Source organism: Dehalococcoidia bacterium (assembly GCA_035310145.1).
Taxonomy (GTDB): domain Bacteria; phylum Chloroflexota; class Dehalococcoidia; order CAUJGQ01; family CAUJGQ01; genus CALFMN01.
The window spans coordinates 44256-62090 of the sequence record DATGEL010000120.1 but is presented as its reverse complement, the minus strand read 5'-3'; the positions used below and the strand labels follow the sequence as shown (position 1 = coordinate 62090).

Below are 17835 nucleotides of genomic sequence, written 5' to 3'. Positions count from 1 at the left end.
GCCGGCCGCGCCTACGCTGACGCCTCCGCGGCCGGCGTCTTTGGACCTGCCTGACGCACGGCGCACACTGCACCGACGCTGCACAGGGGCGGGTTCATGACGGTATGCCGCGGCATCAAGGGCGCCACCACGGTCGAACGCAACGCACGCGACGAGATCCTGGCCGCGACCACCGAGCTGTTGCAGCTCATGATCGAGCGCAACGGCATCGATCCAGACGACGTGGCCAGCGCGCTCTTCACCACGACCACGGATCTCAACGCCGAGTTTCCGGCCGTGGCCGCGCGGCGTATGGGCTGGACGGAAGTGCCGCTCGTCTGCGCGCACGAGCTGGACGTGCCCGGCAGCCTCGGCATGTGCCTGCGCATCCTGCTGCACGTCAACACCGAGAAGTCGGCGCGCGAAGTGACGCACGTCTACATCCGCGGCGCCCGCGTCCTGCGTCCCGACCTGGTGGCCCGCCTGCAGTAGCGCGGAACTTTCGCGTTCATACAGATAGGCAGACGCGGCGTCGCGGCGCCGCATCAAGCTGATGGAATTCAGGCTCGCACGGCCCGTGAGGGCACGCAGCGGCGGCCTGCACGGGGAGGCGAGGAGGCTCGAGATGATCGTCGTCATGAAACAGGAGGCGACGCGTGAGGACATCGATCATGTCGTCGCGCGCATCGAGGAATTGGGACTCGGCAGTCACCTGATCGAGGGCGCCGAACGCACCGTCGTGGGCGTGGTGGGCAAGACCTACCCCGAGCTGCGGCCGATGTTCGAGACGCTGAACAACGTCGACGAAGTCGTACCGATCAGTAAGCCGTACAAGCTCTCGTCGCGCGAGTTCAACCCGCCCGACACGGTGATTGAGGTGAAGGGCGTGCGCATCGGCGGCGGCGAGATCGTGGTCTTCGCCGGCCCCTGCTCAGTCGAGAACGAGGAGCAGTTAATGTCCACGGCGCGCGCCGTGAAGGCCGCGGGGGCGCACGTGCTGCGCGGCGGCGCCTTCAAGCCGCGGACTTCGCCCTACCAGTTCCGCGGACTGGGCGAAGAGGGTCTGAAGCTGCTCAAGGCCGCGTCGCTTGAGACGGGCATGCCCGTGATCACCGAGGTGATGACGCCAGAGGACGTCGATCTCGTCGCGCAGTACGCCGACATCCTCCAGATCGGCGCCCGCAACATGCAGAACTATTACCTGCTGGAAGAGTGCGGCCGCGCGCAGAAGCCGGTGATGCTGAAACGCGGCCTTTCCGGCGAAATCCAGGAGTGGCTGCTCTGCGCCGAGTACATCATCGCCCAGGGCAACCGCCAGGTGATGCTCTGCGAGCGCGGCATCCGCACCTTCGAGACGGCGACGCGCAACACGATGGACGTGAGCGCGATCCCGCTGATCAAACGGCTCTCGCACCTGCCGATCATCGGTGACCCCAGCCACGGCACGGGCAAGTGGTACCTGGTCGAGCCGATGGCGAAGGCTTCGGTGGCCGCCGGCGCGGACGGCGTGATCATCGAAGTGCACCCCAATCCCGACCACGCGCTCAGCGACGGCGCCCAGTCGCTCACCTTCGAGAGTTTTTGCAGGACGATGGAGAGCCTGGGACGCATCGGCAACGCCCTCGGCCGCCCGCTGGCAGGCGTCGCCGCGAGAGCATAAGCAGACGGGCAGTGAGGAGGCGGGCGAAGCCGATCGACTACGGGTTCGCTCGCCTCCGCATTTGCCAACGGGAGGCTGCGCCGCGCTACATGTCCTCGTAGTCGGGATGGAGTTTAAGATGCTTCGTGATGAAATCTCCTGGCAATAGCGCCAGCGGTCTCTTCGCAGCCGTATTTGCTTCCCTTATCAGCCCTCTATCGAGAGTTATGAGGTAATCACTGCCTGCGGCGACGGCTGCTGCGTAGACATGAGCGTCTTTTTGGTTGATGGCCGGGTACTCGCCGCCGCCAGTCGGCTCAGTGGGTACGCGAATTGCACCGCTGGTAATCCGCTGGGAGAGTCGATACCAGGCCGGACCCGGTCGCTTATTCTCAAGATCGCGCTCGGTCTCATCGAGCACTCCCTGAGAAGCCGTGCCGATGAGTAGTCCCCGCTCGCAGACGCTGAGGATCAGAGCTGCACCGCCGGTCGGTGAGAGTGCTGCCGCAAAGAGCGCTGATGCGTCGAAGAAGACAACAGTCGTACGATCAACGATCACCGGCTTCGACGCTCTGCGTTGCGAAGGATCCTCGCGACGATTTCTCGTTGCTCGAGCGTCGATTCATCGTCGTGCAGGAACTGGTCAAGCTCTTCATCCGTGTAGTCACGGAGCTGGATATCCCGCCTAACCCGGCGGCTTAGGAGCAGTCTCTCGATATTTGAACGGGGCACGCGATAGCCGCGGCCGATACGCGAGGCCAGCAGCACCCCATCGCGGATGTAGCGATAGACCGTCTCTTTGCTGACCTGCAGCAGCGCGGCCGTCTGCTCGACGGTGAGGATCTCGGGCTGGTCGCGTAGCACCGTCATCGTTGTCGCTCCTGCTATGCGCTGAGCATAGTGTAGCGGCCCGTCCGCCTCAGCCGCCGGATCCGCCACGGCGCTATACTGCGCCCAACGCTCCATGTAGGCGCGGAGGCGGCGATGACGGCGGTGAGCTTCGGCATCTTCGACCACCTCGACCGGCGCGAGGCGCCGCTCGCGCAGACCTTTGAGGAGCGGCTGCAACTGCTCGACGCGGCGGATGCGGCCGGCTTCCGCACCTATCACCTGGCCGAGCACCACCAGACGCCGCTCTCGATCGCGCCCTCGCCGGCCGTCTTCCTCGCCGCGGCCAGCCAGCGCACACGACGGCTGCGCTTCGGCCCGCTGGTCTATCTGTTGCCCATGTATAACCCACTGCGCCTGATCGAAGAGATCTGCATGCTCGACCAGCTCTCCGGCGGCCGCTTCGAGCTGGGTGTGGGCCGCGGTATCTCGCCCTACGAGCTGGCTTATCACGGTGTCGATCCGGAGCGTTCGCGCGAGCAGTTCCACGAGGCGCTGGAGGTCATCACCGCGGGTATGTCCACCGATCGGCTGAGCTTCAAGGGACAGTTCTACCGCTACGACCGCGTGCCGATCGAGGTTTGGCCGGCGCAGCGCCCCTATCCGCCGATCTGGTATCCGACGACCTCCGAAGACGGGCTGCGCTTCGCCGGCCGCCATGGCCTGAACGTGGTGCTGGCGGGCCGCGCCGACGGCGTCGCCGCGCAGGCGGCGATCTACCGTGAGTCGTGGCAGGCGCACGAGCACGAGCCGGGGAGACTCAATGGCCATGTGCCCGAACCGATGGTGGGCGCGAACTACAAGCTGTACGTGGCCGAGACCGACGAGGCGGCGCTGGAGGTGGCACGGCCGGCGCAGCGGGCGCACCACAACGCGCTGGTCAAGCTCTGGCACGACTTCGGCGCCGAGCCGATCGGCCGCGGCTTCACCGACGACATCGACCTGATGATCGGCCGCGGCACGGCGCTGGTGGGCTCGCCGGCGAGGGTTCGCGAGCAGGTGGCCGCCTATTTCGAGCAGTCGGGCTGCAATTACCTCGTCGTGCAGATTCACTTCGGCTGCATGACGCACGAGCAGGCGCTGCGTTCGCTGCGCCTCTTCGCCGAGGAGGTGATGCCGGCCTTCGCGGCCCCGCCGGCGGCAGCGGCGGCCTCTTGAGCGGCGGCCGAAGCGCGAATCCGTGTGATACTTCCGCCATGAAACGGGAGCCTGCCCCTCGCGGCGGAGGAACCGCATGACGGGCGCGCCGGTGCTGTGGCATCATCCCTTCTCCGTCACGCTCGACGTGTTCGAGGGGCCGCTGGATCTGCTGCTCTCGTTGGTGCACGCCGCCAGGCTGGAGATCACCGACGTCTCGCTCGTGACGATTACGAGCCAATACCTCGCCTACATGCGCGAGTTGCAGCAGGTCGATCACCGCGACCTGGCGGACTTCGTCGCCATCGGCGCCCGGCTGATCGAGTTGAAGTCACGCGCCTTGCTGCCCTCGCCGCCGCCGCTTGAGCCGAGCGAAGACGCGGAGCCCGATGCCGAGAGCCTGGCGGAGCTGCTGCGCCGCTATCAGCAGTTCAAGCAGGCGGCGGCGGTACTGCGTGAGCGCGAAGCGGAGCTGGTGCGCGCCTTTCCGCGGCTGGCGCCGCTCCCGGACGTGCCGCCCTTGCCGGGTCTCAGCCAGGTGACGCTCGAGCGGATGGCGGCGATCGTCGGCCGCGCCCTCGCCCGCGCCGAGCCGCCGCCCGGGCCGGGGCGCTATGCGCGCCCTCAGTTCAGTCTGCGCCAGAAGATGCATGAGATCGCGGCCATGCTGCGGATCGGCGGGCGACTGCGATTCGCCCGGCTGGTCGACGAATGCCGCTCGCGCGACGAGATCATCGTGCTGTTCTTCGCCGTGCTGGAGATGGTGAAGGCGCGAGTGCTGGTTCCCGTGCAGCCCGAGTTGTTTGGCGAAATCCTGCTGGTGTCAGCTCCGCCGGAGCATTCCACAGCGACGAACGGCGCGGACACCCTGGCCGCGTCTACCGCGGTCGCCGCCAACGAGCGCGGCTCAGAGACCGAGCTTGCCGGGGTTGAGGATGCCGAGCGGATCGGCGGCGTGCTTGATCGCGCGCAGGAGGTCCATGCCTGAGCCGTGTTCGCGCGGCATCAGTGCCGCCAGCCGCAGTCCCGCGCCGTGGCAGTACTCCATCGAGCCGTCAAGATCTTGCGCTAACCTCAACGCCGCGTCGATTGCGGCGGCAAACGTCTCGCGATCGTCCGGGGTGCGGGCGCGGCGGAAGAGTGTGGCGCTGAACAGCTCCGGGCTGTTCCACAGACCCCACTCGCCGATCGAGACGCCGCGACCGAGCAACAGTTGCTCCGCCCGCGCCTTGAACTCGAGTACATGCGACGGCGGCAGGCTCACATGAATGAAATCGAACAAGACGCCGGCCGGCAGCCAGTCCGGCATCTGCGCCGGCTGTTGCTGGCGGCGGCGCATCTCCTCCGCGATCACGTGCCGGTCGCGCCAGAACCGGCGCGAGCGCGCCGGCGGCAGCCGCACCGCACCATGCCGCTCCAGCAGCTTTCGTGCCCGCCGCACCAGCGCGCGAACTTCCTCACGCAGACCCTGAAAGCCGGCGAAGAGGATTCCCGGCTCGCCGGCCGGTGTGGTGAGCCGTTCTCCGCTGCGCTCGCCGGAGAAGGTCTGGCCGAAGTCGATCACCGTGGGGCTGAAGCCCGCGGCAAAGAGCGCCTGGATCGCGCGGTAACCTTCGTCGAACCCGGCGAACCGGTAGCCCAGCAGCGCCTCGGTCTCTGGCTTTGGAAACACGCGCAGCACGACCTCGGTGATCACACCCAGCGCGCCCTCCGCGCCGGCAAACAGCGCCCGGAGCCGCGGCCCCGTCGAGGAGCGCAGCGCCGGGCGCGTACGCACGATCGTGCCGTCGCCCAGCACCGCGGTGAGGCCGAGCGCCTGGTCGCCCATCGAACCGTAGCGGCCGCCCAGGTAGCCGAGGCCGTTGGTTGAGAGCGTGCCGCCGGCCGTGGCGATGGGGAAGGTCCAGGGGTCGTGGCCGACGATCAGGCCGTGCGGCGCGAGCGCGGTCGCAAGGTCGGCAAGCACGACGCCGGCCTCTATATGCGCGGTGCGATCCTCGGCTGAGATGGCAATGATCCGGTTCAGCGAGCGCGTGTCGAGCACCACGCCGGGCTGCGTCACGCGCACGCCGCCCATCAGGCCGGTGCCGCCGCCGAACTCGACCAGCGGCACGCGCTCTCGGGCAAGCACGCGCATGATCGCCGCCACCTGCTGCGTGCTTTGCGGCCGCACAACGGCCAGCGGCGCCTCGCCGTCCGGCACGGACGCCGGCACGCCGCGCGTGCGCTGCAAGAAGTCGCGCGCAAAAGCGGCGAGAGCTTCCGGCTGCGTGAGCACGCGCTCACCGCCGATCGCCGCGCGCAGCGCCGCCAGCAGCCGCTCGCGATCCTCGACTGTTGCGGCGCCTGCGACTCGAGCCGGCGAGGACGGTACGGCGGGCGTCTGGTCGCCGGCGAGCAGGTTGTCGCGGCCGTCGCGTACGGGCATGGCGTTAGTATAGTGGGACAAGCGACGGTTCCACCGACTTCCGATGGAGATCCATCCGCCCGACGCCAATCCGGTGATCGCCGCTTGCTTGCGTGGTCCGCCGGACAATCGGCATGGTCGCCGACCGCGCTCGGACAAGATATGCGCAGTGCCGACGAGCAAGGCCCCGGACGAGCGTCTGCCCGTACCCCCCGGCCCGCAGCCGTCCCTGCGGCGCGCCTCACCTCACAGGCAGCCAGCCGGGCGGCGCGAGCCACGATCGACACGGTGCGCGAGGCAGTACGCCGCCTGCCCAGCCCGTTCGGACCGGCAGCGCCCAGTGTTCGGGCGCCAAAGGTCGCCGCGCCTGCACCGTTGCGGCAACCGCAACCGCCCCCGTCCGCCGCACCCACGTCTGACGAAGCGGCCGAGATCGCCGCGAGCGGTCTCTTTGATCCCGCCTATTACCGTAGGCAGCTCGCGAAGGCCGAAGGCGAGGACGCCGCCGCCGGTGGGTCTGCCGGCCGGCTGCGCGTGGCTTTCGCCGATCTCGTGTCACCGGAGACCGACTCGCGGGACGCCCTGCTGCAACACTTCGTTGCGGGCGGCGGCAGCGGCGGCCTCGCGCCGCATCCGCTGTTCGAGTCCGCCGCGTACTTGCGCGCCAACCCCGACGTGGCAGCGGCCGGTATGAATCCGCTTACCCACTATCTGCGCTATGGCTTTCGTGAGGGCCGCGGCCCGGGTCGCCTCTTTAATCCCCGTTTCTACCTCGATGCGCACCCCGATCTGCCCCGCGACAGTAACCCTCTGCAGCACTATGTGCAGCGCGGCCTGGCCGAGGGCCGCCGTGGCTGGAGCGACGCTGATGCCGAAGCGCTGCTGTCTGCCGTGACTCTCAATCCAGGAACGGCACGCTGCCTCGCCTATCGCGGGCGCCCTCGCGACGACGCCAACGCCGCGGACCTCCCCTGGCAAGGGCTCCGGTTTGGACTGTTCGCCAGCAGCGACGGGAATTACTTCTGCACTGCGCTGCGCGATCTGCTGGCGGACGGACTCTCGCGTTGCGGGATCGCGCCGCTGCTGTTGGACGAGCGATCGCAACCACCGCCCGATCTCAGCGCGTATCTGGTCGTCGCTCCAGACGAGTTCTTCACGCTGGGTCAGGGCGTGTCCATGGCCGAGGCGTTTCCGTTCACGCGCACGGTGCTGTTCAACGTGGCGCCGCTCGATGCGCTTGGGTTCGCTCGCAGCCTCACCTGGTTCAGCCGTGCCGCCGCCGTGCTCGACTGCAGCTTCTAGACGGCGGAAACGCTGCAAACGCTTGGCATCGACGCCCACTTTCTGCCGGCGGGGTATCTGCCGCGGTTTGCCCCATACGCGCCGAAGTCGGCGCTGCCCGACATCCTCGCCGTCAGAGGCTTGCCGCCCGCGGTGCGGCACGCCGCCCCGGCTGCAGATGACCGCTTCAGCGATCGACCGCTCGATCTGTTGTTTGTCGGTGCGCCTACCGAACGCCGCCGCCGATTCTTCGCGCAGAGCGGCCTCGTCCTCAGCCGATTCACCTGCTGCCTGCATCTGCCGGAAGGGGGACTGCAGCGAGCGGGCGTCCCGACGGCCCTGAATCCAGCGGCGGCAATCGGGCTCGCGCAACGTTCGAAGATTTTGCTGCATGTGCACGAATCAGACGTGCCGACTTTTCCATGGCAGCACATAGTCCATCTCGGCATCTGGCAGCGGGCCCTGGTGGTGACGGAACCGTGTGCGCCCGTGCCGGGCCTGCGGGCTGGCGAGCACTATCTCGCCTGCCGGCTGTCCGAGTTGCCCGACCTGTTAACCTGGCTGCTGTCGACGGGACCGGGCGCCGCCCAAGCCGAGGCGATTCGCCGGCGCGCGTTCGCCGCGCTCGTCCGCGAATACGACCTCACCGCCTGGCTGCGCTCGCTGCTGCCGGCGGTGCTGAACGCGGTGGCGCCATGAGCTGGAGAGAGGACGGTCCGCCAGCGAATGCGGGTGGGTCCGCGATCACCGTGTACGAAACCGGTGACGTGCGGCGCGGCGACGTAGGTGTCGTGGTACCGCTGTACGATCACGAACGCTTCATCGTCGCGACGCTGGACTCCGTGCTTGCACAGGATCCCGCGGAGCTGCAGCTTGTAATCGTCGATGACGGCGGACCGGGTCCGGCATGCGCAACGGCGCTGGAGTGGCTGGAACGGCATGGGAGCGGATTCGCCGGCGCTCGCCTGCTTCAGCACCGCCGCAATCTGGGAGGCGCGGCGGCCCGCAATACGGCGGTGAACTGTACTGCGTCCGAATTCGTGTTCATGCTCGACTCGGATAACATCCTCCTGCCATCCTGTGTGTCGCGCTGTCTTGCCGCGCTTCGCGACTCCGACGCGGCGTTTGCCTACCCGATGCTGGAGATCTTCGGCGAAGAGGTGGGCGTGATGAATCTTGGACTTTGGGAGCCTGAACGACTGGCCCACGGCAACTACATCGACACACTGGCGCTGATCCGCCGCCAAGCGTGGCTGAGCGTGGGCGGGGCCACCTCGATGAGCGTCCCCGGCTGGAACGACTACGAGCTGTGGTGCAAGTTCGTCGAGCACGGTTACTGGGGTGTGCAGGTGCCGCAGATCCTTGCGCGGTACCGCGTGCACCGTGGCTCGAACCTGCGTGCCATCACGAATCGCCCGGAAAACCTGTCGCGGCTCATCGCTGAGATGAAGCGCTTGCATCCCTGGTTGAAGCTTTCCGCACCGGAGGCAGCCGCGACGAACGCAGAGTAAGGTCGGAGCCGCGGTGGTCGCGATCCGGCGCTGCGCGCGCCGAGCGGTGGCATGCGCGGAGCATTCGGGGCGACGTACAATCGCCATGACCCCGGTCCGCGTGCGAGCAGAAGATGGCGCTTCTCCAGGCGACGATCAGAGACGAAACTCCGGCGGCCGCATCGCTGCCCGAAGGACGCGCTCGCGCGGGAGAGAGCGCGCCGCTGCCTTTGCAGGATGCGGCGTCGGCGGCGCTGCTGCACGGCCAGTACGACAACATGCTGAGCTGCATCCGTTGTGGCCTCTGCCTCAGCGTTTGCCCGACGTATCAGATCAGCTTCGCCGAGGAGGAAGGCCCGCGCGGCCGGATCGCCATGGCACGCGCTGTCGCCGAAGGCCACCTGCCGCTGACCGCAGACACCGTCGAGCACTCGCAGACCTGCCTGCTCTGCGACGCCTGCACCGCGATCTGCCCGGCCGGCGTGCGCATGGAGCCGCTGGGCACGATGATGCGCGAGGTCTTCCTGCGCAACCGTCCGCACGGCCGGCGCGAGCGATTGCTGCGCTGGCTCGTCTTCCAGAAGCTGTTCGCCGACATGGACCGCTTCCGCCGCGCCTGCCGCCTGGGCCGCATCTACCAGCGCAGCGGCGCCCGCTGGCTGCTGCGCAAGAGCCGCCTGCTGGCGCTCTTCCGCCTCGCCATGCTCGAGTGGCTGCTGCCGCAGATGCCGGGCCGGTTTCTCGTGCCGCGCGGCCAGCGCTGGCGGCCGGCAGGCGGCGAACCGAATCGCCGGGTGGGACTGTTCGCCGGCTGCATCATGAGCACGGCCTACGCCGAGACCGACCGCGCCACGGCGCGCATGCTGGCTCGCTCAGGCGCCGAGGTTGTGGCCGTGGCCGGGCAGGGCTGCTGCGGCGCCCTGCACGTGCACAACGGCGAGGTCGAGGGCGCCCGTGCGCTGGCGCGGCGCAACATCGAGGCCTTCGAGCGCATTCCGGACGCCGCGATCGTCGTCAACGCCGCGGGCTGCGGCTCGACGCTGAAGGGCTACGGCCACCTGCTGCACGACGATTCCGCCTATGCCGAGCGGGCCAGCGCCTTCGCCGCACGCGTGCGCGACGTGAACGAGGAGCTGGCGGCCGCGAACCTGCCCGCCGCCAGCGCCGCCGCGGACCTGACGGTGACTCTGCAGGAGCCCTGCCACCTGGCGCACGCGCAGCGCATCCGCGAGGCGCCGCGACGTTTGCTGAAAGCCCTCCACGGGCTGACGCTCGTAGAGATGAGCGAGCCCGCGCTCTGCTGCGGCAGCGCCGGCATTTACAACGTGCTGCAGCGCGAGCGTGCGGACGCGTTGCAGGCGCGCAAGATCGAGAATGTGCGTGCCAGCGGCGCCCCCGTCGTGGTCACTTCGAATCCGGGCTGTCAGTTGCAGCTCGAATCGGGGTTGACACGGACCGGGCTGGACGTGCGCGTGCGCCACATCGTGGACCTGCTCGACGAAGCCTACGGTGGCGCCGCGGCGGGCGATGTGTTCGAAGAGCCGGGGCGCTGACGAACACTATCGACCGTCTACAGGCGCAGCGGTGATCGCGTGGCTGTGCCAGCGGCTGAGCCACAGGCCGACCAGCGCTGCCAGCACGCCGGTGATCGAGTCGAGGTGGTAGTGGTTGCCCGTGGCCGCGACGGCGAAGGCCATCGCGATCGGCAGCGCGGCGCCGGCCAGCGGCCCGATCAGGCGCGGCCCCCGCCAGCAGAGGCACAGCCCCATCAGCAACGCCCAGCCGACGTGGATGCTGGGCAGCGCTCCGTACACATCGAAGCCGGCCTTCGGCTCAACCGCGTTGTACAGGCGCGAGGCGGCGAGGTTCGTGAAGCCGAGGTCGGGCACCAGGTGCGGCGGCGCCACCGGATAGTATTCGCAGGCCAGGGCGATCAGGCCGGAAATCAGCATCGCGTCGCGCATCAGCACGAACAGCGGCCGCTGGCGGCTGTACAGCCAGACCGCGATCAGCACGATCAACGGCAGGTGCAGGAAGAGATAGATGCCGTTGGCAGCCAGGCCGACGAGACGGTCGGTGTGCGCCAGGCGATAGAGCGCGTGCTCGTTGAACAGGTGCAGCGCCCGCTCCAGATCGACCAGCCGCCGCGCGTGCTCGATCGCCAGCCGCCGCCGCTCGTCGGCAGAGAACAGCCGTCCAAGAATGGCAGAGTTGAGAACGTAGGCGCCGCCGGCCGCGATCACGGCGAGCTGTACGGGCAGATCGCGCCGCCAGCGCGGCGATCGTCCACGGCTGAAAGGGCGAGGGCTCGGGCGGTGTGGCGTCATGCAGGCACCTGCCGCGGGCAGATCCGCGGAACCCGCTCAGCCAGACGATGCGTGTGCAGACGAAACCGCGTCAACCCCGGTTCGCTTGCGCGGCCTCCAGTCCGGCTCCCCAGATCAGCCGCGCCGGCCAACTCGCGGTCTCGGCGCTGCTGCCAGCGGCCGCACGGCTGCGCTTTCGCCTGTGGCAGCGCGAGGGGTGGGGTTCGTCTTGCCACCGGGCACGCTCGCCGCGGCGTTCCCGCCGGGTTTGCGGCCCTGCCCGAGGCTGCACCTTCTTGCCGTCCTCGCCGCGGTACCATGGTCCTGCTGGGTCGGCCGGCGCGGCCGGTTGACTGTTGACTCAGGACCCGTGGGGAACGGACGGGAGCAACGCGATGCTCGATGAAGCGATTCTGAAGGAGCTGCGCGCCATCGTCGGGCCGGCGCAGGTCCATGACCAGCCCGGCCAGCTCGTCGCCTACTCGATCGACGGGACCTTCGCGCAGAACCCGCCCGATGCGGCAGTGACGCCGGCCACGACAGAAGAGGTGGCGCAGATCGTAAAGCTGGCCGCCCGCGAAGGGTTGCCGCTGCTGCCGCGCGGCGCCGGGACGAGCCTGGCCGGCGGTGCCATCCCAATCGGCGGCGGCATCTTGCTTTCGCTGGCGCGGATGAACCGCATCCTCGAGATCGACACGGCCAACGCCGTCGCTACCGTGCAGCCGGGCGTCGTCACAGCCGAACTGCAGGCCGCGGTGGAAGAGCTCGGGCTGTTCTATCCGCCGGACCCGGCCAGCCTCAACCAGTCCACGCTCGGCGGCAACGTGGCCTGCAACGCCGGCGGCCCGCGCTGTCTCAAGTACGGCGTGACCAAGGACTACGTGCTCGGGCTGACCGTGGTGCTGGCCGACAGCAGCGTGCTCAAGCTGGGTGGAAAGCTGGTCAAGAACGTGACCGGTTACCAGCTCATTCAGCTCTTTGTCGGCTCGGAGGGCACGCTGGGCGTGATCACGGAGATCGTGCTGCGCCTGCGTCCGCTGCCGCGCCGGCGCTGCACCGCCGCGGCCTACTTCGACACCCTGGAGCACGCTTCAGAGGCGGTGGCCGCGATCATCGCCGCCGGCATTCTGCCCGTGACGCTGGAGATGATGGACAAGACCACGATCAACGTCGTGGAAGACTACCTGCAACTCGGACTGCCGCGCGAGGCCGAAGCGATGCTGCTGCTCGAACAGGACGGCAGCGACGAAGCGGTGGCGCGGGCGGAGGTCGAACGCATGGCGGAGATTTGCGGCTGCCACGGCGCCGTTTCCGTCTCCGTCGCGGCGGACGCGGCGGAGCGCGACGCGCTGTGGAGGGCGCGGCGCGCCGTCTCCGGGGCGCTGGGCCGGGTGCGGCCGAACAAGCTGGGCGAGGACATCGCCGTACCCCGCAGTGAGGTGCCGGAGATGGTGCGGCAGGTACGTCGCATCTCCGAACAGGCAGGACTGCCGATCGCGGTCTTCGGCCACGCGGGCGACGGCAACCTGCACCCCAACATCCTCTTCGACCGGCGGATCGAGGGCGAGATGGAGCGCGTCGAGCAGGCGGCAGCGGCGATTTTCCGCGCGGCGTTGTCCCTGGGCGGCACGCTCTCCGGCGAGCACGGCATCGGCTCGCTCAAGAAAGAGTTCTTGGAAGAGGACCTGGGGCCGCTGGCCGTGGGATTGATGCGCGGCATCAAGCAGGTGTTCGATCCGCATGGTGTGTTCAGTCCGCACAAGGTCTTCCCGGAGGGCGGCGGCGCGGCCCGAGCGGACTTCCTGCGCGCCCTGCCCTCGCTCGACGGCTGGACGCCTGGCTAGGGGAAACGCCGCCGGCGCCCGCCGTCGCGCGTAACGCGGCCGGCACGAGCGGCTACGATGTCTGCAGTACCGAATCAGGCTGACGGAGGGAGCGAGAATGCGGCTCGAAGGCAAGGTCGCGCTGGTTACCGGCGGCGCCACGGGCATCGGCCGGGGCATCTGTGAGCGCTTCGCCAAAGAAGGCGCGGATGTGGTGGTCGACTACGTCGGCAGCGGCGATCAGGCGGACACCCTGGTCCAGGAAGTGCAGCAGGCCGGCCGCCGCGGCGTGGCGATCGCCGCCGACATCTCGCAGGCAGACGACGTGACCAACCTGTTCGCGCAGGCGATCGCCCAGATGGGGCGGATCGACATTCTCGTCAACAACGCGGGCATCGAGAAGCGCATCCCCTTTTTGGAGACGCCGATCGAAGAGTACGACAAGATCATGGCCGTCAATCTGCGCGGCGCCTTTCTCTGCGCCCAGGCGGCAGCTCGCGACATGGTGACGCGCAATCAGGGCCGGATCATCAACATCTCCTCGATTCACGAGGATCTGCCGTTTCCGGGCTACACGCCGTACTGCGCCTCGAAGGGCGGTATGCGCATGTTCATGCGCAACATTGCCGTCGAGCTGGCGCCGCAGGGCATCACCGTGAACAATATCGCGCCCGGCGCGATCGCGACGCCCATCAACACGGCCACGTTGCAAGACCCGAATCTGGTGCGTCAGCTCGACGAGATCATTCCCGCCGGCCATCTGGGCACGCCCGAAGACGTGGCGGCCGTTGCCGTCTTTCTGGCCTCAGACGAGGCCGCCTACGTCACCGGCAGCACCTACTTCGTCGACGGCGGCATGATTCGCTTCGCCAGACCACTGTGACGGCCGGCTTCAGCGGCCGCTGAAGCTCGGCGCTCGGTGCTCGATGAAGGCGCTGACCGCCTCCAGGTGGTCCTGCGAGAGCATGCTGGCGCCCTCATAGGCGAGCGACGTCTCGAAGGCAGCGTTGGCGATCAGCTTGAGGGTCTTGTTGACGGAGAGCTTGGTCCACTGCACGGCCAGCGGCGGCAGCGCGGCCAGCGTGCGGGCGAAGGCCAGCCCTTCGGCCTCGAGCTGCTCCGCCGGCACGGCCTTGTTGATCAAGCCCATCGCCGCCGCCTCGCGCCCCTCGATCAGTTCGCCCGTCATCAGAAACTGCTTGGCGCGGTGGGGACCGAGCAGCAGCGGCCAGAGCAGCGCGCCGCCGTCGCCGGCCACGAGGCCGACGTTGACGTGCCGGTCGCCGATCTTGGCGCCTTCCGCCGCGAAGACGATGTCGCAGCAGAGCGCGAGCGTGGCGCCGAGGCCAACCGCGTGGCCGTTGATCAACGCGATCAGCGGCTGCGGCAGGTCGAGTATGCGGTCGACGATCTGCTTCCCCTCGCGCATGGTGTGCGCGATGTCGCGCTGGCGCCAGGTGGCGCGCATGTTATGCACGTCGCCGCCGGCCGAAAAGGCACGCCCCGCGCCCGTGAGCAAGACCACGCGCGTCTCCTCATCGGCGGCGACGTCGACCCAGATGTGCGCCAGCTCCGAGTGAATCGGCGGCGCGATCGCGTTCAGGCTTTCGGGATTGTTGATCGTGATCTTGAGAATGCCGGCCTCCGGCCGCTCGCAGACCAGGTGCTTGTACGCGCCGTAGTCCTGCATCTTGCCTGTCCTCCTGCCGGCCAGGTGCGGCCGAGCCGCAACGCCAGACGGGGCTCACGTTTGCATCGGCGCAAGCGTACCGCAGCCGGCGCAAAAGTGCGCCCGATGGTGTATAAGGTGTATAAAATGAAGCGACTCGGCAGACGTCAGCCGGCGAAGGAGAGCCCGATGGTCGCGCAGCAGCAACGGCAGGCCTATCAGGACGCGGTGAGCGCCGAGCGCTTCGCCGCCGCGAAGACGTATGAGCAATACGTCGGCAGCATCCGGAACAACCGCGAGAAGTTCGCGGACAACTTCGCCGGGACGCACGTGGCGGACGGTCTCGCAAGGCGCCTGCAGGCGCTGGCGGCGCGCCCGGACGGCCCGGCGCAGCTGCTGGTGCTCGGCGAGGACTGGTGCCCCGACGTCTACCGCGGTGTGCCCGTGGCCAGGCGCATCGCCGATGCGGCGGGGCTCGAGCTGCGCGTGCTCGAACGCGATCAGAACCTCGACGCGGCCGAGCCGTTCAAGCTGGGCGGCGAATTCCTCTCGATCCCGGTCTACGTCTTCTACACGAAGGATCATCGCTACATCGCGCACTGGATCGAGCGGCCCAAGCTGGCGAACGAGCAGATGCGCGAGGCGCTCTCCCCGATCTTCGGCCCGTCCGGCACGCGCCAGCTCACCGAGAAGCTGGGGCGGCCACCCACTGAGCAGGAGAAGGCGGCCGCGATCGCCGAGCGCGAGCGCAACTACGACGAGTTTCAGCGCAGCAGCCCCTTCTGGGCCGGCTGGCGCGACGCCACGGTGCAGGAAGTCACGGAGCTGCTGGAGGCGGCGCTCGGCGCGTAGACAACGCATCGGCCACCGCACCGCCGCCGGCAGCCAAAGCTCGTTGGGCCGCGAATTGGCCCGGCGCCGAGATCTGCCACCCGGCAGCCTGCACAGGACCGAGAACGAACAGCGCCGCGAGCCAGCCGCTCATCTGGTCGGGCGAGTAGGGGGTGCTCGCTTCCAGCCACCAGGCGATGGTGCCGAGGAACGCCGTGACGGAGAAGGCGATACCAACGGCCTCGGGAATGCCGGTGGCCGAGCGGCCGCCCTCCCCGAGCCGCCAGCGCTCCTTCAGGACCGATTCGACATAGCCTCGCACCTGCGCTTCGAAAGCGTGGCTGCCCCGAGTCGCCATCAGCGCGCGATAGAGAGCGCCGTGCTCCGCCACGTGCTCGAAGATGCGCCGCATCGCGCGGAAGATCTCGTTGAGGAATACTTCGGGAGCGCCGCTTGGGCTGGTTGGACCGATGCTGCGCGCGAGTCCGTCCAGCATGTCCGCAATGAGTCTCTCCAGCAGCTCTTCCTTGTCCCGGTAATGCCGGTAAAACGTGGCGCGATTGATCATCGCCCGCTCGGCAAGGTCGTTCACGCTGATCGCGGCGTCCCCCTTTTCCACGATAAGTTCGATCATTGCCGCGCGTATGGCGCGCTCGGTGCGCCGGACACGCAGATCGCCGCGGCCCTCGTTCTGCGACATTTGCGCCTCGTTGCTGCCTATGCGCCATCGTGACGGCATTGTTCATCGACTTCGCGGGGATTGGCCGCCTACGCTCGATATGCAGCACAGTGTCGCATACGCGGCGCGGTGTTGCTACCGGGCGGAACCACGACGCCTTGATGGAGGAGCCGAGCATGGGAGCCGATGAAAACATCACGATCGTGTTGGAAACCTTCCGCGCCGTCGAGCGGCGCGACCGCCAGCGCCTGAACGAGCTGTATCATCCCGAGGTCGAGTTCCGCTGGCCGCCGTCGCTCGTCAGCACGCTTGGCAGCGAGCGGGTGGAGCTGTGGGACGAGCTGCAGCCGACGGCCGCCGAGCGCGAGATGGATCCGCGGGTGGTTGCGGCGGCAGGGGACGAGGTTGTGGTGCTCTGGCACTGGCGAGCGGCGAGCCCAAGCGGCGCGTACGTTGCCGAGCCGGTGCTCGGCCTCTACCGCGTTCGCGACGGCAAATTTGCCCGTGCCCAGAAGTTCTTCTTCGACGCGGCAGCGGTTGCCGCCTTCATCGCGCGGGTCAAGCGGGAGCGGGCGGGCGCGCCGGGCGAGGCGACGTCGACCGCGCCGGTGTAGCCCGGCCGTCACTCCCAGCGGAACAGCCGCACGGAGACGGCAAAGCTGGCCACCAGCCAGCCGGCGAGCACGGCAGCGTCCACCCACAGCGGATTCAGTGCCGCCACGTGGACGGTGGACTGACGCAGCGCGTCGCCGAGGTAGGTGAGCGGCAGGGCGCGGGCCACCGGCTGCAAAAAGGCGGGGCCGGCGTCGATCTCGAAGAAGATGCCGGAGAGAAACAGCATCGGCAACGCGATGAACTGCACGAGAGGCATCGCCGACTCGGCCGAACCGGCGAAGGCGCCGACCACGAAGCCCATCGCCACGAAGGCCAGCGTGCCGAGTACGATGAAGAACAGCAGTGCGGGCAGGTCGCGCGTGAAGTCGACGTGGAAGAAGAGCTTGCCCACGCCGATCAGGATCACCGCCTGGATCACGGAGATCAGCACGCGCTGCGCCACCTGGCTGGCAACGAGGGTGCCACGGCGCAGCGGTGTGGCGCCGAGCCGGCGCAGCAGCTTCGATTCGCGCTGTGTCACCAGCGTCACCGCCGAGTACAGACCAAGCTGCATCAGCGACATGGCGAGGATGCTGGGCACGAGGTAATCGATGTAGCGCGAGTTCTGCGCGCTTGTAGAGCGCGCCTCCAGCGTGACACGCGCCGGCGTTCCCGCCAGTTGCCGGTCGAAGCCGTCCACCACCTGCCGCAACACCGGTAGCACCACGCTCTGCGCCGCGGTGCTGCCAGGGTCGGCGTAAACCTGCACCGCGGCCGGCTGGCCGGGCTGATCAAGCGCGTCCGGCACGATCACCACGGCCGCGCGGTCGCCGTGGCCGAGCCGCTTCAGCTCGGTCTGCTCATCGCCGTGGTGGATCTTGAAGATCGGGACCTGCTGCAGCGCTTGCACGAGCCGATCCGCGTTTGGGCCCGCCTGCTGCTCGACCACTCCCAGCGCGTAGTGCGGCGTGCCCTGGTTGCCGAAGATCAGGCCGAAGACCGCGATGAAGAGCACGGGGATCGCGAAGGAGAAGATCACGGCGGAGGGTTCTCGCACGAAGGAGCGCAGGTAGGCGCGCGTCAGCTCGATGAAGGTCGCCATGACTGGTCCG

19 protein-coding genes are annotated in these 17835 nt (G+C 68.4%); 12 read left to right on the top strand and 7 right to left on the bottom strand.

The genetic code is table 11. The features are described 5' to 3' along the window. Positions 1–96 precede the first annotated feature (96 nt). Positions 97–471: a chorismate mutase gene (aroH, locus tag VKV26_22325; protein ID HLZ72653.1), complete on the top strand. Its 375-nt coding sequence runs from the start codon at positions 97–99 to the stop codon at positions 469–471. Between the two features lie 133 nt (positions 472–604). Next, the gene (gene aroF / locus VKV26_22320; GenBank protein ID HLZ72652.1) at positions 605–1639 is read left to right on the top strand and encodes a 3-deoxy-7-phosphoheptulonate synthase; all 1035 of its coding nucleotides are present in this window, start codon (positions 605–607) and stop codon (positions 1637–1639) included. An 85-nt stretch (positions 1640–1724) separates the two neighbouring features. Here aroF and VKV26_22315 read toward each other — a convergent pair whose 3' ends face one another. Both VKV26_22315 and VKV26_22310 read right to left on the bottom strand, forming a co-directional pair. Beyond that, positions 1725–2177 (bottom strand): PIN domain-containing protein, encoded by a 453-nt coding sequence (locus VKV26_22315; protein HLZ72651.1) that lies wholly within the window; start codon positions 2175–2177, stop codon positions 1725–1727. After that, the gene (locus VKV26_22310; protein ID HLZ72650.1) at positions 2174–2488 is read right to left on the bottom strand and encodes a helix-turn-helix domain-containing protein; all 315 of its coding nucleotides are present in this window, start codon (positions 2486–2488) and stop codon (positions 2174–2176) included. Before VKV26_22310 ends, VKV26_22315 begins: the two co-directional genes overlap by 4 nt. A gap of 114 nt (positions 2489–2602) precedes the next feature. Here VKV26_22310 and VKV26_22305 point away from each other — a divergent pair, with 114 nt between their 5' ends. Then, on the top strand, positions 2603–3664 hold the full coding sequence (locus VKV26_22305) for an LLM class flavin-dependent oxidoreductase (GenBank protein ID HLZ72649.1): 1062 nt from the start codon (positions 2603–2605) through the stop codon (positions 3662–3664). Positions 3665–3740: 76 nt separating this feature from the next. After that, positions 3741–4631, top strand: a complete 891-nt coding sequence (locus VKV26_22300) for a ScpA family protein (GenBank protein ID HLZ72648.1) — start codon at positions 3741–3743, stop codon at positions 4629–4631. Here VKV26_22300 and VKV26_22295 read toward each other — a convergent pair. Next, positions 4551–6092 (bottom strand): FAD-binding oxidoreductase, encoded by a 1542-nt coding sequence (locus VKV26_22295; protein ID HLZ72647.1) that lies wholly within the window; start codon positions 6090–6092, stop codon positions 4551–4553. The two genes, VKV26_22300 and VKV26_22295, sit on opposite strands and share 81 nt — an antisense overlap. 246 nt (positions 6093–6338) lie before the next feature. On the opposite strand from VKV26_22295, the gene VKV26_22290 reads away from it, so the two are divergent. The 4 genes from VKV26_22290 (at position 6339) to VKV26_22275 (ending at position 10374) form a co-directional block, all read left to right on the top strand. Next, positions 6339–7352 carry a hypothetical protein gene (locus VKV26_22290; GenBank protein ID HLZ72646.1) on the top strand — a complete coding sequence of 338 codons (1014 nt, stop codon included), beginning with the start codon at positions 6339–6341 and terminating at the stop codon, positions 7350–7352. A gap of 132 nt (positions 7353–7484) precedes the next feature. Next, the gene (locus tag VKV26_22285; protein HLZ72645.1) at positions 7485–8030 is read left to right on the top strand and encodes a hypothetical protein; all 546 of its coding nucleotides are present in this window, start codon (positions 7485–7487) and stop codon (positions 8028–8030) included. Then, a complete protein-coding gene (locus tag VKV26_22280; GenBank protein HLZ72644.1) occupies positions 8027–8842 on the top strand; it encodes a glycosyltransferase family A protein in 816 nt (271 codons plus the stop codon). The genes VKV26_22285 and VKV26_22280 overlap by 4 nt, the downstream gene beginning before the upstream one ends. A gap of 113 nt (positions 8843–8955) precedes the next feature. Further along, entirely contained in the window at positions 8956–10374 is a 1419-nt protein-coding gene (locus VKV26_22275) for a heterodisulfide reductase-related iron-sulfur binding cluster (protein HLZ72643.1), read from the top strand. Positions 10375–10380: 6 nt separating this feature from the next. Here the strand turns inward: VKV26_22275 and VKV26_22270 are convergent, their stop codons facing one another. After that, entirely contained in the window at positions 10381–11148 is a 768-nt protein-coding gene (locus tag VKV26_22270) for a phosphatase PAP2 family protein (GenBank protein ID HLZ72642.1), read from the bottom strand. A 374-nt stretch (positions 11149–11522) separates the two neighbouring features. On the opposite strand from VKV26_22270, the gene VKV26_22265 reads away from it, so the two are divergent. Both VKV26_22265 and VKV26_22260 read left to right on the top strand, forming a co-directional pair. After that, a complete protein-coding gene (locus tag VKV26_22265; protein HLZ72641.1) occupies positions 11523–12971 on the top strand; it encodes an FAD-linked oxidase C-terminal domain-containing protein in 1449 nt (482 codons plus the stop codon). A gap of 97 nt (positions 12972–13068) precedes the next feature. Beyond that, complete coding sequence (locus VKV26_22260) at positions 13069–13833, top strand: glucose 1-dehydrogenase (protein HLZ72640.1); 765 nt, start codon at positions 13069–13071, stop codon at positions 13831–13833. Between the two features lie 9 nt (positions 13834–13842). On the opposite strand, the gene VKV26_22255 is transcribed toward VKV26_22260, so the two are convergent. Next, positions 13843–14640, bottom strand: a complete 798-nt coding sequence (locus VKV26_22255; GenBank protein ID HLZ72639.1) for an enoyl-CoA hydratase-related protein — start codon at positions 14638–14640, stop codon at positions 13843–13845. Between the two features lie 168 nt (positions 14641–14808). On the opposite strand from VKV26_22255, the gene VKV26_22250 reads away from it, so the two are divergent. Beyond that, the gene (locus tag VKV26_22250; GenBank protein ID HLZ72638.1) at positions 14809–15471 is read left to right on the top strand and encodes a thioredoxin family protein; all 663 of its coding nucleotides are present in this window, start codon (positions 14809–14811) and stop codon (positions 15469–15471) included. On the opposite strand, the gene VKV26_22245 is transcribed toward VKV26_22250, so the two are convergent. Continuing rightward, entirely contained in the window at positions 15437–16150 is a 714-nt protein-coding gene (locus VKV26_22245) for a TetR/AcrR family transcriptional regulator (GenBank protein HLZ72637.1), read from the bottom strand. The genes VKV26_22250 and VKV26_22245 overlap by 35 nt on opposite strands. A gap of 155 nt (positions 16151–16305) precedes the next feature. Here VKV26_22245 and VKV26_22240 point away from each other — a divergent pair, with 155 nt between their 5' ends. Then, the gene (locus VKV26_22240) at positions 16306–16743 is read left to right on the top strand and encodes a nuclear transport factor 2 family protein (protein ID HLZ72636.1); all 438 of its coding nucleotides are present in this window, start codon (positions 16306–16308) and stop codon (positions 16741–16743) included. 8 nt (positions 16744–16751) lie between these two features. On the opposite strand, the gene VKV26_22235 is transcribed toward VKV26_22240, so the two are convergent. Further along, positions 16752–17825: an ABC transporter permease gene (locus tag VKV26_22235; protein HLZ72635.1), complete on the bottom strand. Its 1074-nt coding sequence runs from the start codon at positions 17823–17825 to the stop codon at positions 16752–16754. Positions 17826–17835 lie beyond the last annotated feature (10 nt).